The 15,518-nt window shown below is 36.1% G+C and carries 14 protein-coding genes; 3 read left to right on the top strand and 11 right to left on the bottom strand.

Features of this window, described 5'->3' with window-relative positions; translation table 11 throughout:
• Window positions 1-418: 418 nt before the first annotated feature.
• On the bottom strand, window positions 419-1,603 hold the full coding sequence (locus ATZ99_RS02470; RefSeq protein WP_068747659.1) for a trans-sulfuration enzyme family protein: 1,185 nt from the start codon (window positions 1,601-1,603) through the stop codon (window positions 419-421).
• A 250-nt stretch (window positions 1,604-1,853) separates the two neighbouring features.
• Between ATZ99_RS02470 and hypD the strand changes: the two genes are divergently transcribed.
• Together hypD and ATZ99_RS02460 are read left to right on the top strand one after the other, a co-directional pair.
• A complete protein-coding gene (gene hypD, locus ATZ99_RS02465; protein ID WP_187694809.1) occupies window positions 1,854-4,289 on the top strand; it encodes a trans-4-hydroxy-L-proline dehydratase in 2,436 nt (811 codons plus the stop codon).
• Window positions 4,290-4,314: 25 nt separating this feature from the next.
• A complete protein-coding gene (locus ATZ99_RS02460) occupies window positions 4,315-5,223 on the top strand; it encodes a glycyl-radical enzyme activating protein (protein ID WP_068747658.1) in 909 nt (302 codons plus the stop codon).
• Window positions 5,224-5,262: 39 nt separating this feature from the next.
• Here ATZ99_RS02460 and ATZ99_RS02455 read toward each other — a convergent pair whose 3' ends face one another.
• Together ATZ99_RS02455 and ATZ99_RS02450 are read right to left on the bottom strand one after the other, a co-directional pair.
• Complete coding sequence (locus ATZ99_RS02455) at window positions 5,263-6,618, bottom strand: MATE family efflux transporter (protein WP_068747657.1); 1,356 nt, start codon at window positions 6,616-6,618, stop codon at window positions 5,263-5,265.
• 87 nt (window positions 6,619-6,705) lie between these two features.
• Window positions 6,706-7,599, bottom strand: coding sequence for a copper amine oxidase N-terminal domain-containing protein (locus ATZ99_RS02450; RefSeq protein ID WP_068747656.1), 894 nt, complete (start codon window positions 7,597-7,599; stop codon window positions 6,706-6,708).
• Window positions 7,600-7,776: 177 nt separating this feature from the next.
• Here ATZ99_RS02450 and ATZ99_RS02445 point away from each other — a divergent pair, with 177 nt between their 5' ends.
• Window positions 7,777-8,142 carry a zinc ribbon domain-containing protein gene (locus ATZ99_RS02445; protein WP_068747655.1) on the top strand — a complete coding sequence of 122 codons (366 nt, stop codon included), beginning with the start codon at window positions 7,777-7,779 and terminating at the stop codon, window positions 8,140-8,142.
• On the opposite strand, the gene dapB is transcribed toward ATZ99_RS02445, so the two are convergent.
• The 8 genes from dapB to ilvE all read right to left on the bottom strand — a co-directional run bounded on the left by dapB (window position 8,134) and on the right by ilvE (window position 15,514).
• Window positions 8,134-8,874, bottom strand: a complete 741-nt coding sequence (gene dapB / locus ATZ99_RS02440; protein ID WP_068747654.1) for a 4-hydroxy-tetrahydrodipicolinate reductase — start codon at window positions 8,872-8,874, stop codon at window positions 8,134-8,136. The genes ATZ99_RS02445 and dapB overlap by 9 nt on opposite strands.
• A 133-nt stretch (window positions 8,875-9,007) precedes the next feature.
• Window positions 9,008-9,211: a hypothetical protein gene (locus ATZ99_RS02435; RefSeq protein ID WP_068747653.1), complete on the bottom strand. Its 204-nt coding sequence runs from the start codon at window positions 9,209-9,211 to the stop codon at window positions 9,008-9,010.
• Between the two features lie 51 nt (window positions 9,212-9,262).
• The gene (locus ATZ99_RS02430; protein ID WP_068747652.1) at window positions 9,263-10,261 is read right to left on the bottom strand and encodes a biotin--[acetyl-CoA-carboxylase] ligase; all 999 of its coding nucleotides are present in this window, start codon (window positions 10,259-10,261) and stop codon (window positions 9,263-9,265) included.
• A 123-nt stretch (window positions 10,262-10,384) separates the two neighbouring features.
• Complete coding sequence (locus ATZ99_RS02425; protein ID WP_068747651.1) at window positions 10,385-10,822, bottom strand: OsmC family protein; 438 nt, start codon at window positions 10,820-10,822, stop codon at window positions 10,385-10,387.
• 121 nt (window positions 10,823-10,943) lie between these two features.
• Window positions 10,944-11,423: a macro domain-containing protein gene (locus ATZ99_RS02420; RefSeq protein ID WP_068747650.1), complete on the bottom strand. Its 480-nt coding sequence runs from the start codon at window positions 11,421-11,423 to the stop codon at window positions 10,944-10,946.
• A gap of 15 nt (window positions 11,424-11,438) precedes the next feature.
• Entirely contained in the window at window positions 11,439-11,762 is a 324-nt protein-coding gene (locus ATZ99_RS02415) for a hypothetical protein (RefSeq protein ID WP_068747649.1), read from the bottom strand.
• A 99-nt stretch (window positions 11,763-11,861) separates the two neighbouring features.
• On the bottom strand, window positions 11,862-14,513 hold the full coding sequence (locus ATZ99_RS02410; protein ID WP_068747648.1) for a calcium-translocating P-type ATPase, SERCA-type: 2,652 nt from the start codon (window positions 14,511-14,513) through the stop codon (window positions 11,862-11,864).
• A gap of 122 nt (window positions 14,514-14,635) precedes the next feature.
• Window positions 14,636-15,514, bottom strand: a complete 879-nt coding sequence (gene ilvE / locus ATZ99_RS02405) for a branched-chain-amino-acid transaminase (RefSeq protein WP_068747647.1) — start codon at window positions 15,512-15,514, stop codon at window positions 14,636-14,638.
• Between the last annotated feature and the right edge of the window lie 4 nt (window positions 15,515-15,518).

Raw genomic sequence — 15,518 nt, 5'->3', positions numbered from 1 at the left:
ATTAAAATAATATGGGGCGACAATTGGCTGTGCTCAAAGGTAATCAGATTAGGTTAAATTTCGAGGTATAAAATCCATCAAAATAAAATCAACCTTTGACCCTGTTATTATTAATTTAACAGAAAGTGAACTTTTTTGAAACTCAAATTCTATTTTCATAAATGGTTGTGTTTTACTAAACATGGATGGTTAAAAAATAAAATAATACCCCAATACAATATAGTTTCAAGACAATAAAATATTTTTAGTTTTTTTATTTTGTAACTTATTAACTTATTAAAAAATATTTCTAATAATTATACATACATCACAATTAAGTGTCAATATTATTTTCGTTTATATCCGTACAATTTTTTAGTAATATTTTTCTTCATTCGCAGATTTTGAATATTTAATACATAAAAATACTTAGTTAAGGTTACACCTTCGACAATGCCCTTTCTAAATCATCGATTAAATCTTCAACATTCTCAAGACCTACAGATAACCTCACCAACCCCGGTTTTATACCATAATCTTTAAATCTTTCTGCCGGGATTTCCTTGGAATAGCTGATTACCGGCGGGAAGGCAAGGCTTTCATATCCTCCCCAACTTACCCCCAGTTTTATTATTTTCAAATTGTTTATAAATCTTTTTACCCCTTCTATGTCACAGTCAATCTCAAAACTCAGTAGCCCCGAAAATCCCTTCATTTGCTTTCTTGCGAGTTCGTATTGAGGATGGGAAGGATGGCCCGGATAATATATTTTGCTAATTTTGGGGTGTTGTGCCAAAAATTCAGAAATTGCAAGAGCATTTTTCATGTGCTTTTCCATTCTTATTTCAAGAGTTCTAAGACCTCTAATCAATAACCAGGCTTCAAAGGGAGCTAATATCCCACCCAATAAAGGGTACTCATTTTCTTCAATTCTACAAATTATATCTTTATTCCCTACAATACATCCGGCGACTACATCACTGTGCCCTCCAATGTACTTGGAGGCAGAATGAACTACCATATCAATACCCATTTCCAGTGGATTTTGAAAAACCGGACTTGCCCAGGAATTGTCAATTATTGTTTTTATTCCTCGTTCCTTCGCAAAGGAGGCAATTTTTTTTATATCCTGGAGCATGAATATCAGACTGTTGGGACTTTCCAGATATATTAAAGAAGTATTTTCTCTTACCGCCTCTTTAATTTCCTCAAAATTTTCTCCGTTTACAAAGGTTGTTTCAATATTAAATTTAGTAAGATACTTTGATAAAAAGTTGTATGTAGGGCCGTAAATATTTTTTACACAGATTACATGGTCTTTAGCCTTTATAACATTTAGAATAGCCGATGAAATTGCCGCCATCCCTGAAGCAAAACATTTTGCTCTTTCTCCCTTTTCCAGGGCTGCTAATTTTTTTTCTAAAATTTCTACCGTCGGATTCATACCCCGTGTATAAATATACCTTTTATTTTTATGAGAGAAAGCCTCATCTATATCTTCATAACTTTCAAATACAAAGGTAGAGGTTTCAAAGATTGGTACGGCAGCAGCCCCTAAATACTTTTCATTTTCTTCAGCATAGTGAGAAAGTATTGTTTGCAAACCATAATTTGTGTAATCCATTATTATCTCCCTTTCATCTTTTTGTTTTGTTAATATAAATTATCTTATCATCGATAAAATATCCTATCAACAGACTTAACGTCAATTTTTAAATATAATGTATTTATTTTGAGAATTTGTCTCATATTTAATACACTTTTAGAATTACGAATCCCGGCAAAAACAGGTTTTTTAATTGGCACAATTTTTGCAAATATAATAAATTAACTAAATTAATTCAAATTTAATTATATTTCGGAGGAGGGTTACTATGTGTGCTATAGCAAAAGAAAAAATAGAAAGAGAAATGGATAAAAGAAGGTCTTCGGTAAGACCAATAAATGAAAGAATCGCAAGGTTAAGGCAGGAAAGTGTAGATTCCGAAGTGAAAATCTCTTCGGAAAGAGCGAGAATAATTACTGAATTTTACAAAAGTGAAATGGCAAAAGGTAAATCTTTTCCGGTACTCAGGGCTATGGCTTTTAAGTACCTGATGGAAAGAGTAAGCCTTCCTTTGGAAGAAGGTCAATTAATAGTTGGGCTAAGAGGAACCGGACCAAAAGAAGTCCCAACAAATCCTGAAATTTGCGTGCACAGTATGGAGGATTTGGAAATTTTAGATACAAGAGAAAATATGCCCTATCGTGTGGATCAGGAAACCAAGGAATTATATAAAAATGAAATTATCCCCTTCTGGAAGGGAAAAACGATGAGGGAAATAATATTTGAGAACCTTCCCGAAGAGTGGATTGAAGCTTATAATGCAGGATTATGGACGGAATTTATGGAGCAAAGAGCCCCCGGGCATACTGCCGGTGGTGACAGAATATTTAAAAAGGGTCTATTAGATATAAAGGAAGAAATCAGGAAAAAAATGCAGGAATTGGATTCCAGCGATCCGGAATATTACGATAAACTGGAAGAGCTGAAGGCAATGGATATTGCTGCAGATGCTCTCATAATATATGCAAAGCGTTACTCGGAAAAACTTCAAAAAATGGCGGAAGATGAAAAGGATATAAAAAGAAAAGAAGAATTAACAAAAATGGCAGAAATTTGTAGATGGGTTCCCGCCCATGCTCCAAGAACTTTCTGGGAAGCCCTTCAGCATTACTGGTTTATACACGTTGGAATTGTATATGAAACAAACCCCTGGGATTCTTTCAACCCCGGTCGTATTGACCAGCACTTATTCCCTTTTTATGAAAGGGATATAAAAGAAGGAAGGCTTACGCGAGAACAAGCAAAGGAACTTTTGGAAGCTTTCTGGATTAAAATTAATAATCAACCCGCTGTTCCAAAAGTAGGGGTAACAGCTGAAGAAAGTTTTACTTACAATGATTTTACCAAGATTAACGTGGGTGGCTTAAAAGAAGACGGTGCTGATGGAGTAAACGAAATATCCTATATGATTCTCGAAGTTTTAGATGAAATAAGGACATTGCAACCAAATACTGCGGTTTTAATTAGCAATAAAAATCCCGATCGCTTTTTGACTTCCGCACTGAAAGTAATCGCCCCAGGATTCGGTGAGCCTCCGTTTTTCAATTTTGATGGTGTTATCGTAAAAATGCTTAGACAGGGAAAAAGCCTAATAGATGCCCGTACCTGTGGAGTAAGCGGATGCGTAGAATCGGGGGCATTCGGAAAAGAAGCTTACATCTTAACCGGATATTTTAACTTCCCTAAAATACTCGAAATTACCTTAAACAACGGAATTGACCCCAGAACAGGTAAAAAACTGGGTATTGAAACGGGAGACCCGAGGAATTTTAATACCTATGAAGAGCTTTATGAAGCCTTTCTGAAACAAGTAAAGCACTTTATGGACATAAAAATGAAAGGTAACGATATAATTGAGGCCCTCTACTCTAAATATCTTCCGGTACCCTTTATGTCCTTATGGATTGATGACTGCGTTAAAAAAGCAAAGGATTATAACGGAGGTGGAGCAAGGTATAATACCCAGTATATCCAGGTAGTAGGTCTGGGAACGGTTTCTTCAGCCTTTTCTGCAATAAAATTCCATGTATTTGACAAAAAGGATATTTCAATGGATGAGCTCTTAAAAGCATTAGAAAACAACTTTGAAGGGAAATACGAGTTAATAAGACAAATACTTTTAAATAAAACGCCTTTTTACGGAAATGATGAAGATTACGCTGATGCAATCGCAAAGGATTTTGTTGACAGAATTGTTGAGATGATAGAAAGCTACCCGCCTACACCTGTTAGAAGGGCATCAAGAAGGGCATACTTTTTGCCTACCACAGTACACGTATATTTTGGATCAGTAACTGGAGCTACACCAGATGGCAGGAGAGCCGGATTCCCGGTCTCTGAAGGTATTTCCCCAATACAGGGGAGTGATAAAAAAGGTATAGCTGCTGTTTTCAGATCGGTATCAAAATGCGATTGGGATAAAACCGGAGGCGCACTGCTTAATCAAAAGTTAACTCCTGACCTTTTAGAAAACGAAGAAAATATTAAAAAGCTTGCTCAGCTAATTCGAACCTTCTTTAGAATGGGAGGTCATCACGTACAGTTTAATGTAGTTAGTGCCGAACTTCTCCGGGAAGCGCAAAAACACCCCCAGGATTTTCAGGATTTGATGGTAAGGGTAGCCGGTTACAGCGATTATTTTGTAAACCTTCCTAAGGGACTGCAGGAAGAAATAATTGCAAGAACCGAGCATAAGGAGCTGTAATTAATTAATTACTGGAGGTAAATTTATGAAAGAAGGTATAATATTTGACATAAAAAGGTATGCCATACACGACGGTCCAGGTATTAGAACTACTGTTTTTTTTAAAAAATGTCCTTTAAATTGCTGGTGGTGCCATAATCCGGAAGGAATCTCTCCTTCAAAAGAATTAATGTATTTTGAGTATAAATGCATTTTTTGTAAGACCTGCCAATTAGTTTGCCCGTTAAATGCAATTTCTATTAATGAAAGGATTCATAAAATTAACCGCGAATCCTGCAATGGATGTGGAATTTGTTCCGAATCATGTCCTACGGGTGCTTTAAGGCTTGTAGGAAGAACCGTTACTTGCAATGAATTAATTGAAGAGATTGAAAAAGACACCCTTTTGTATGATTCATCAGGAGGCGGGGTTACTTTTTCAGGAGGAGAACCTCTTTCCCAGTCAGCTTTCTTAATTGAAGTCCTGAAGGAGTGCAAAAAAAGGTACATCCATACCGCTCTTGACACCTCAGGATATGCTCCCGGCAATATTTTTGAATCAGTTATCGATTATGTGGATTTATTCCTTTTCGATATCAAACTTTTCGATGAAAAAAACCACATAAAATATACTGGAGTTTCAAATAAATTAATAAAGCAGAACCTGTCGCTACTTTTGGAAAAAGGCAGGGGAAAGGACATAATATTACGCTTTCCCGTAATTACGGGTATTACCGATACTGAAGAAAATATTGAAAGTTTAGCTTCCTTTATAGCTTCACTAAAAGGAATTAATGAAATAGATCTATTGCCCTTTCACGACATCTGTGAGAAATATCAAAGATTGGGGAAAGAATACAAAATGCCCACCAACCAGGCTCCTCCGGAAGAAAAAATAAAATATATCAAAAATAAATTCGAAAAAATAGGGCTATTCGTCAAAATCGGAGGATAAAAAAAAATTCCTTAAAGGTTAACACCTTTAAGGAATTTTTTATAATTTTATCTTCTTCCATTCACCCTTTTTAAATAAGGCATACATAAGCAGAGCTTCAAAAAAATACTGAACCACCGTTGATATCCATACATACTCCAGGCCTTTTTTAAATACAAATATAACCAAAAAAATCAATGGGAGCCTGATCAACCATGTACTTATTAAAACTACGCTGAAAGGCCCCTGAGTATTACCAGCCCCTTTTAATGCCCCCGATAGGGTCATGGAAATCGCAATGGTGGTTTGTTCAAAAGCTGCAATTTTTATACATACTGTGGAGAGACTCTCCACCTGGGGAATATCGGTAAAAAAATTGATAATTTTATCGGGAATCAGGAAAAAAGCTATACCCACCATACTCATCAAAATTGCTGCCAGTTTTGTCGCTTCAATGCTCCCTTTTTCCGCCCTTTTTTCATCCTTTGCCCCCAAACTCTGCCCAACTACAGTAGAAGCAGCCACTGAAAAGGCGTAACCGGGCATAAAGGAGATTGATTCAGCACTGACGGAGACCTGGTGTGCCGCATAAGATAACGTTCCTAAACGATTCAGCCATTGGGTAGAAATTAGCCTACTTACATTAAAGGAAATTTCTTCTAAAGATGCGGGAATACTTAAAATAACTAACTTTTTTATGATTTCGATGTCCAATTTCTTAATATATTTTAATTTCATTTTCAGGTTTCCCTTTCCGTAAAACAAATAAAAAGCGGTTATTAAAAAACATAAAACCTGAGCCACGGCAGTAGCAACAGCAGCTCCCTTAACCTCCCATCTCGGGAATCCAAAATTACCAAATATTAAAAGATAATCCCCCGCTATATTAACAATATTGGCAATAGCTACCGAATACATCGGAATAATGGTATTCCCGGCTCCTCGCAGGGCAGAATTTAGCACCATAGCAGCAATATAAAAAGCTGCTCCTGCTGAAGCTATTTTAAGGTATACTGTACCCAATTCTACTACCTTAATATCCCTGGTAAAAAGTAATATCAAATTTTGAGCAAAGGTAAAATTAATTAAAAACACTGCAAACCCTAATAATGCGGAAATTATGAAGGATTGCCCGGTTATAAAATTTGCTTTTTCAATCTCTTTGCTTCCAATAAATCGGGACACCATTGCTGTCGTTCCAACTCCAAGTGCACCGAAAATAAAAGCACTGCTGTAAGCCAAATGGCTCCCAAGCCCTACAGCGCTTAAGGCTTCTGCGCTTAAATGACCTACCATAGCGGTATCCACTACCCATATTACGGTTCCGGAAAGCATCTCTAAAATGGTAGGCCAGGCAAGTCTTAATATTTCTTTTCGAAGCAATTTAATTTCGTTTCTTTTTGCCGTTGTTTGCATAAAAATTCCTCCAAATAATTTTGCGTTATTTTCTACAATGACAGGTATATTTATTATACAACAAAAAAGCAGGGTCAAAAACCCTGCTTATTGATTTTGAGTTGTGGTTTGCTCCTGAGGTTGTTCGGAGGTAGACTCGGACGAACCGCCGTTGTTCCCTTGATTTTGATCGGTGGTTCCATTTTGCGTAGTTTGATTTTGTTGATCATTGGTTTGTTCTCCCTGACCGGTTGTAGCCTGGTTGCTTGAAGTGTCGGAAGCATTGCTTGTGCTATTCGTATTTTCGTTATTGTTTTGATTACCGGCCTGTTGTTCGTTAGAACCTTCTACTTGAACATCCCCATTCTTATCCTGATAAACCTTTAATCCAAAAATATCCCTCAATACTCTTATAGGAACATACGTCCTGTTGTTTATTGAAAGCGCCGGTACGTCAATCGTTATCTTATTTTCCTTGCCGGGCTCTGTTACAATGATTTCCATGGAACCCAATACTATTGCTACCGTTTTATCTCCTTTAAGAATGTAAACCACCTTATTTTGTTCATCCCATTTGACTTCTGCGTTTAAGACGTTCTTAATCACATTTATTGGTATAAGTATCCTTCCATCCTTTATTACCGGTGGGGCATCAAATTTCCCTTCTTTGCCGTTAAGTTTTACTTTGTTCTTGAATTCCTGCACCTTTTTAGGGTTCATTGAGATGTTAGCCTTTGTTTTCTCCCTTTTCTCTAACTGCTCTTTAATAAGATTTTTTAACCTTTCCTGCACCCTGGGATCCTTTAAAAATTCCTTTACTTTTTCTTCAATAACCCTGTCAATCTTTTCCATGATGTTTTTTTCTTTAACGCTTTGCATTACTTTTTCTTTAGCCTGTAACCCCTTGCCGGGCACCATACCATTAGGTTTTGCAAAAGCAACCGTTGATAAAACCATCACCAGTATTAGAGTTAAAGATATAATCTTGAAGAACCCTTTCATAAGCCCATCTCCTCCTTTTGTAGTTTTTTTTGCCCCTCTTTCTAATAATATTTATTCGGAGTATAATATAATAAAATTGGGGTAATTTTACAAAAAAATTTTTTATCGTAACATTGCTTTAAAAGTAATAAAAAACTTATAAAATATAAACAGAACTTAGTGTCGGGAGGAATATAAATGTTTTTTTTCGGGATTTTTGGAATCCAGGATAAAGAAAAAACTATTAAAGAATTTGAAAGCACCATTTGCCCGCGCTGCGGAAGGCTAACCCGGGCAGAGCTCATAGAGGTTTATACTTATTTTCACTTCTTTTTTATTCCTTTATTTCAATGGAACCACAGGTATTACGTAACCTTAAGATGCTGCAGGGCTTTTTACGAGGTTCCTAAGGATTATATTAACGAGCTTAAACAAACTTCAATAATTGATTTTTCCAGATTAAAAGATTTATCCTATTTTAATCCAAATACCTGTCCTCGTTGCGGTAATATCGTCAACCCCAATTTTAATTATTGTCCCTTCTGCGGTGAAAGACTAAACTAAGTCCTTCATTGTGTAATATCCGGGAGTATTACCTACGACAAACTTTACAGCTTTCAGTGCTCCCCTGGCCAAAACCTTCCTTGATGTTACGGTATGGGCAAGTTCTATGGTTTCGTCTTCCCCGGCGATTAAAACCCTATGTTCACCCACTAAATTACCCGCCCGGATGGAGTGAATCCCTATTTCATTCTTATCCCTTTTTCTCCTTTTTTCTACTCTGGAAAAAACATACTCGCAGTCCTTTTTTAATTCTTTTATGGCATCGGCGATCATTAACGCCGTTCCGCTGGGTGCATCAATTTTTTGATTGTGATGTCTCTCTATTATCTCTATGTCGTAATCATCAAGAACCTCTACTGCCTTTTTAACAAGATTTACCAGTAAGAACACCCCGAGGGACATGTTGGAAGAAATGAATACGGGTACTAATTTAGAGGTTTCTTTTAACATTTCATAATGTTTTTCTTCCAGTCCTGTAGTTCCTATTACTAAAGAAATCCCATATTCTTTTGCATACCTGCAAAGATTTTCTATAGATGTAGGATGTGAAAAATCAAGTATTACATTTGCTTTCACAGTAATTTTAAAAATATCATCAAATATTGGAAATTCACCGCCTTCCGTGTTTTTGTCTACCCCCGCTACTATTTTGAAGTCATTGCTCTCCTTTATGATTTCACGAAGGGTTCTTCCCATCTTCCCGTTTGCCCCGCTCAAAATAATATTAATCACTAACATTCCCCCTTTTTTAATATTAGGATTTATATAAATAATTATATTTTTTAGTATTACATATTATAAACAAAATCCCTGCAGCCGTCTACCGCAGGGACGTTATATTTCATGGTTTTTTCATTTAAAATCCTTATTTAATCATATAATAAAAAGTTTCCAATTCTTCATTATCAGCTCGAGGAAGTTTTACCTGCAACTCATGAATTACCTCATCATCCACCTTAATAAATTTATCTCCCAGCATCCTTGAACAAATATTAATGCTTGCAAGGGAATTTTTATGGTGTTTTATAAAGTCGATTATCTCCTCAATGGTTTTTTCTCTATCGTGCATAAATGTAAACACCTCCACTATTATTTTTAATAATATTTATTTTTTTATGCCCTATCTTAACGAAACATCTCCGCTCAATATTCTCTCCACACTACCATCGTTTTTTCTAATCAACAATGCTCCTAACTCATCTATATCAAAAGCTATCCCTTCAATCTCTTTTGTTTTTCCTATTATTTTTACATTACGCCCAATAGTACAATTTAAAGCCTTCCATTCCTTCAGCACATCTTGAAATTCTCCTTTTTCCAGCTTTGAATAAAAATATTCAAATTCCTTTAAAAAATCTATTAATACTTTTTTCCTGTCAACGGGTTCTTTTTTTATTAAATACAAAGATGTGGCAATGCTTTCCAATTCAACGGAAAATTTTTTGGTGTTTACATTTATGCCTACACCGACTATAACATGATTTATCCTATCTATTTCCGCGCTGATTTCGGTTAAAATTCCTGCTAATTTTTTTCCCTCATATAAAATATCATTCGGCCATTTTATGGCACAGTTTATTCCATGTTTCCTTGTGGCTTTTGCACAGGCCACTGCAGCCACCAGGGTGATTTTGGGGGCCTCTTCGGGAGATAAATTAGGCCTTAAAATCATAGATAACCAAATACCTTCATTTTTTGGAGATTCCCATTTTCGGCCGATTCTTCCCTTACCCATAGTTTGTTTTTCAGATAAAATCAAAGTGCCATGGGGTTCCCCGTTTACTGCCAAAATCTTTGCTTTTTCATTTGTGGATCCTATGGACTCATAATAGTAAATTTTATTGCCTAAGAATTTTAGTTCTTCATCCTTCCATATTTCTTCAGGATACAATATATCGGGTGAATTTTTTAAACAATACCCCAGCCTTGGAACCGAATCAATTTCATATCCAAGCTTTTTGAATCCATTTATATGTTTCCATATAGCCGTCCTGGTCACATTCAATTTTTCGCTCAGTTCTTCTCCGGATACGTATTTCCCCCTGTTTTTCAAAAGATATAAAAGTACCTCGTTTTTATTTTTTTTATCCTGGGCCTTAATTAAAATCTCTTCTTCCATTTTCATCACCTTACTTTTAAAATAAAACGCTACTACCAATATTCTATATTTAAGGCTTTCAAAATTAAAGACAAAAATTAAAACGGCTGCAAAGATTATATCGGCAGCCGTTTTCCCTTCCTTTTAACCTATAACAAGATCACCTTTTACGGGAACACCCTGAAGAGTATCTTTAACAGGGCATCTTTCCTCAATGAGATGGTAAAGTTTTTTTATATTTTCTTCCGGTGAATCGGATATGATATGCATTTTATACCTTATTTCAGAAAAACCCTTCCTCACATTGGGATTTTTACCTAAAAATCCATCGGGATCAAGATCGCCTTCCAATTCTACCGAGAATCCCTTTAATTCCACTCCGCATTTTGGTGCAAAAGCACTGGCTACAATTCCCATACATCCTCCCAATGAGCACAGGAGCAATTCCACCGGGTTCATAGCGGTATTGGTTCCTCCCAGCTCTTTTGGCTCATCTACAGTTACTTTAAATCCCCTTGCTTCACCTTCAACTACCATTCCATTCTTCCAGTTAGCTTTAGCTGAAAAAGTTACAGTGGGCATTTTTTTACCTCCCTTTTATTATTCAATTTATTTTTATTTATTGCACTCTTTTTTATTGTTAATTGAACTTACTTTTATTATACAAAAAAACATAAACCGCATTATTGCGGTCATACAATAATTAATTTTCATTAATATATTCTATAAAGTCTTCATTAATATCCATAACCGTGATATCTATATCCTCCACATTTTTTAATATTTCCTTAAAAACTTTTGCTGCTTCTTTTTTAGAAACTCCGCCAACTCCGGTAGCGAGAGCCGGAATTACCATTGATTTTACTTTCATTTCTCGAGCTTTTGTAATAAGATTATTTAAGCATTTCCTTACAATCTCAATGTTCGATTTTTCAGCGGGATACTTCATGGTTACAGCGTGGAATATATATTTTGCATTTAATGCCCCCGCTGTGGTCACATAAACATCTCCCGGTTGAGGATCTAATTTTTTGCAAACTTCAATAGCTTCTTCCTCTATTACCTTCCCACCCGCTTTTTTTATTGCGAAGGCTACTCCACCACCCATAGGACCCATGCCGTTTGCTGCATTGACTATCACATCAGCTGAAACTTTTGTTATATCACCAATAACAGCTTTCATTTCCATCCCTTCTTTTTACATCCCGCAGGAGGATCCTACTTTTTCCATCGAGAGTTCTTCGTATTTTTTTCTCCAGTAATCCAATCTCCTTCTCATTTCTTTTACCAGTCGCTTATCCTCTTCAGTACAAAAACCCGATACAACCTTTTCTTCTGCATGCTTTACTGCTTCTTCGTAAGTTTCCAATGCTTTCTTTAATAAACCTTCTGCGAAAATAGCTCTTTCTCTTTCATGGGGCCAGGGAGATTTTTTTGCGTCTCTTATGAGGACCTTCAGTAAATCAAAAAATCTTTCTCCTTCTGTGTAAAGGTTTATTGAAAATTCCAGGTCTTTTAACATATACATCCCTCCCGGGTGCTTTTATAATATTAATTCCACAAAAATATGAAAATTCCTCCTAAAATTAAAATTAAATTTGTCGAAAAAGCTCAAGAGAGATTAAATTATAGTTCCAATTGCAGAAATAGCTATTATGAAAATCCAGACCGAAAAATCTAAGGGAACTGTATGAAAGATACCCTGTAAATTCGGAACATAAATAGTTAACAAAAACACACCAAAGGAAATTATTACCGAAAATAACAAGTAAATATTGGTTAATATTGATTTAATGGTGATCCCTTTTTCATCGTTTCTGCACTCAAAAGCAAATATCAGCTGGGATACTATCAAAGTAGAATAAGCTAAGGTCCTGGAATAAATAAGATCCCCGGAAGATAGGTACATTCCAAAGATATAAGAAATTATCGTGCATATACCTATCTTGACACCTCTTACAAAAATTTTTTTCCCAAGCCCACCGGCAAAAATATCCTCTTTTTTTCTTCTGGGAAGTTTTTTCATCACATCTTCAACGGGCGGATCAATACCCAGTGCCATTGCCGGAAGTCCATCGGTTACTAAGTTCATCAAAAGAATCTGGGTTGGAAATAAGGGAAGAGGTAAACCGAGTATTATTGAAAAAATCATCGTTAAAACTTCCCCCGTATTACATGAAAGCAAATACCTGATAAATTTTTTAATATTTTCGTAAATAATTCTTCCTTCTTCGACAGCATTAACAATGCTTCTAAAATTATCATCCGTTAATACCATTGCCGAAGCTTCTTTTGTAACATCCGTTCCGCTAAGCCCCATAGAAATTCCAATATCCGCTTCTTTTATTGCAGGCGCATCGTTCACCCCATCACCCGTCATTGCCACGACGTGACCCCTCTTTTTTAGAAGTCTGACTATTCTTAGTTTATGTTGCGGTGAAACCCGGGCATATATAGCTATGTCCTCAATTATCTCTTCAAGGTCTTTATCCGTTATTTTATCCAGCTCCTCTCCTGTTATTATTCGCCCTCCTTTATCTAAAAGGCCTACTTCCTTTGCAATAGCCCAGGCCGTAGATTTATGATCTCCTGTTATCATTACAGGTTTAATTCCTGCAGTAAAACATTTTTCTATGGCTTCCTTTACTTCTCTCCGGGGAGGATCTATCATACCCATTAAACCTGAAAATATTAAATCCCTTTCCAAGTCACCTTTTTTTGCCTCATTTAAGCTTACATGTTTATAGGCAAAAGCCAGAACCCTCAGCGCTTCCCTCCCCATTTCTTCGCTTACTTTCATGATTCTTTCTTTATCTTCAAAAGTTAAAGGAATAACCTTTCCTCCCACCTCCATATATTTACAAAGGCTAACTACCACTTCGGGAGCGCCTTTTGTAAAAAGTAGAAGCTCTCCTTTTCTTGTTTTTACCATAACCGACATTCTTTTTCGGTCCGAATTAAAAGGAATTTCCTTTACTCTCACATATTTTTCGTCGATTTCTTCTTTGCCCACCCCACCTTTTAATCCTGCAATGATTAATGCAGCTTCGGTTGAATCACCATAAATAGTCAGTTCTTTTTTCCTGTAATCCATCAAGTTTAAAAGAAAATTAGATGTTTCTTTTTCTTTCAGGTAAGCGTTGTTGCATGAAACCGCTATTTCAAATAATCTTCTCAGTTCTTCGCCATTATTTAAAACACTTCCATCTTTTCTTACTATTTCTCCTTCCAATCGGTAGCCGGTCCCCGTTACAATATACATATCATTATTTGCATATATTTTCCTTACGGTCATTTTATTTTCTGTAAGTGTCCCGGTTTTATCGCTGCAAATTACTGTAGCACATCCTAAGGTTTCTACAGCAGGAAGCCTTCGGATTAACGCATTTTTTTTGGCCATCCTTTGAACACCCATGGCTAAGACTATCGTCACTATAGCCGGCAAACCTTCCGGGATTGCAGCTACCGCAAGGCTAACACCAAATAAAAACATATTTGCCATGCTCTCTCCGCGCAGAATACCTACCAATGAAACAAATACGCAAATTAATGAACATATTACTATCAACTTTTCGCCCAGTATTTCAAGTTTCTTTTGCAGAGGCGTTTTTTTATCTTCAATACTTTGAATTATATGGGCAATCCTACCCATTTCCGTGTTCATGCCCGTTTCCGTAATAAGTATCTTTGCCCTGCCCGATATTACCAAGGTTCCCATAAAAACCATATCTTTTCTGTGAATTTTTAGTCCTTTATTATTTGCATTTAAGTCAAAAGCTCTTTTTTCTACCGGAAAGGATTCCCCTGTAAGCAGCGATTCATCTACTAAAAAACTTTCACATTCCAATATTTTCCCATCCGCAGGTACCCGATCTCCCGATTCCAGTAAAACCACATCACCGGGCACCACATCCCGGGCGGGAATAATCCTAATTTCACCGTCTCTTAATACCCTGGTGGTGGGTGCTGTCAGTTCTTTTAATTTATCTAAGGATTTTTCCGCTCTATATTCCTGGATAAAACCCATTATACCGTTAATTAGAATAATTATTAAAATAGCCAGGGAATCGGTTATTTCCCCCAAAATATAAGATACGAACAGAGACCCGAAGAGCATATAAGAAATAAGATTATTGTACTGATTTAAAAAAATAGTCACCGGATTTACCTTTTTTTTCTCTATAATTTCATTTTTTCCAAATAATCTTTTTTTAACCATTACTTCCCTATTAGTAAGACCTTTTTTTATATCTACCGAATATGAATTTTGCATTGTACATACCTCCCATATATTGCTACATTAAAACTTTATTCCTTAAAAGGTAGTATTATGTCTTTTCAAGTATAAAATTTGCATAAAAAAATGGCCCCTTTTCAGGAGCCAGATAAGTTTTTTTATTTGTAGATAGGGGTACCTTCGTTTTTGATATATTCTTTAAATTCGCTTAATAATTTTTTAGTAATAGGACCGGGTTTACCATCCCCTATAGGTCTTCCGTCCAATTTAACAACGGGAATCACTTCTGCTGCGGTACCGGTGAGGAAACATTCATCGGCAGAAAAGATTTCGAACCTCGTAAATACTTTTTCTTCTACACTGATTCCCTGTTTTTTTGCCAGTTCCATAATGACATTTCGTGTTATTCCTACCAGAATTCCAGCGTAAGGTGGAGGAGTAATAAGTTTTCCATCTTTAATTATAAAGATATTATCTCCCGTACACTCTGCTACATAATCTTCTGTGTTCAAAATCAGGGCCTCCAAGGCACCATACATATTTGCCTCGATCTTTGCCAGGATGTTGTTCAGATAGTTCAGTGATTTTATCTGAGGATTTACTCCCTCCGCAGGATTTCTTCTAACCGCCGCAGTTATTATCTCCAAACCTTCTTCATACATTTTTTCAGGATAAAGGGTTATTTTATCAGCAATACAAATTATTGTTGGCTCTTTACATTTTCTGGGGTCAAGTCCTAAGTCTCCTTCCCCTCTCGAAACAACAAGTCTGATATAAGCATCTTTTAAGTTATTTCTCCTTAATGTCTCTAAGACTACTTCTATCATTTCCTCCTTGGACAAAGGAATATTTAACATTAAAGCATTGGCACCATGGTATAGTCTGTCTATATGCTCTTTTAATTTAAACACCCTGCCATTATAAGCTCTTATACCTTCAAAAACTCCGTCCCCGTACAAAAAGCCGTGATCAAAAACCGAGATTTTGGCATCTTCTTTATTATAAAATTTCCCATTGATATAAACCTGTACGCTCATATTC

The organism is Thermovenabulum gondwanense (genome assembly GCF_001601575.1).
In the GTDB taxonomy this organism is placed as follows: domain Bacteria; phylum Bacillota; class Thermosediminibacteria; order Thermosediminibacterales; family Thermosediminibacteraceae; genus Thermovenabulum; species Thermovenabulum gondwanense.
The sequence above is the reverse complement of the archived record's forward strand: the minus strand, read 5'-3'. Positions and strand labels throughout refer to the sequence as shown.

Bases quoted from the DNA above. Each gene is read 5' to 3' on its own strand.
- ATZ99_RS02470 (WP_068747659.1), bottom strand. From the start codon at position 1,603: ATGGATTACACAAATTATGGTTTGCAAACAATACTTTCTCACTATGCT.
- ATZ99_RS02435 (WP_068747653.1), bottom strand. From the start codon at position 9,211: ATGCACGATAGAGAAAAAACCATTGAGGAGATAATCGACTTTATAAAA.
- ATZ99_RS02455 (WP_068747657.1), bottom strand. From the start codon at position 6,618: ATGCAAACAACGGCAAAAAGAAACGAAATTAAATTGCTTCGAAAAGAA.
- ATZ99_RS02415 (WP_068747649.1), bottom strand. From the start codon at position 11,762: ATGTTAAAAGACCTGGAATTTTCAATAAACCTTTACACAGAAGGAGAA.
- ATZ99_RS02450 (WP_068747656.1), bottom strand. From the start codon at position 7,599: ATGAAAGGGTTCTTCAAGATTATATCTTTAACTCTAATACTGGTGATG.
- hypD (WP_187694809.1), top strand. From the start codon at position 1,854: ATGTGTGCTATAGCAAAAGAAAAAATAGAAAGAGAAATGGATAAAAGA.
- ATZ99_RS02460 (WP_068747658.1), top strand. From the start codon at position 4,315: ATGAAAGAAGGTATAATATTTGACATAAAAAGGTATGCCATACACGAC.
- ATZ99_RS02425 (WP_068747651.1), bottom strand. From the start codon at position 10,822: ATGCCCACTGTAACTTTTTCAGCTAAAGCTAACTGGAAGAATGGAATG.
- ATZ99_RS02410 (WP_068747648.1), bottom strand. From the start codon at position 14,513: ATGCAAAATTCATATTCGGTAGATATAAAAAAAGGTCTTACTAATAGG.
- ATZ99_RS02445 (WP_068747655.1), top strand. From the start codon at position 7,777: ATGTTTTTTTTCGGGATTTTTGGAATCCAGGATAAAGAAAAAACTATT.
- ilvE (WP_068747647.1), bottom strand. From the start codon at position 15,514: ATGAGCGTACAGGTTTATATCAATGGGAAATTTTATAATAAAGAAGAT.
- ATZ99_RS02430 (WP_068747652.1), bottom strand. From the start codon at position 10,261: ATGGAAGAAGAGATTTTAATTAAGGCCCAGGATAAAAAAAATAAAAAC.
- ATZ99_RS02420 (WP_068747650.1), bottom strand. From the start codon at position 11,423: ATGAAAGCTGTTATTGGTGATATAACAAAAGTTTCAGCTGATGTGATA.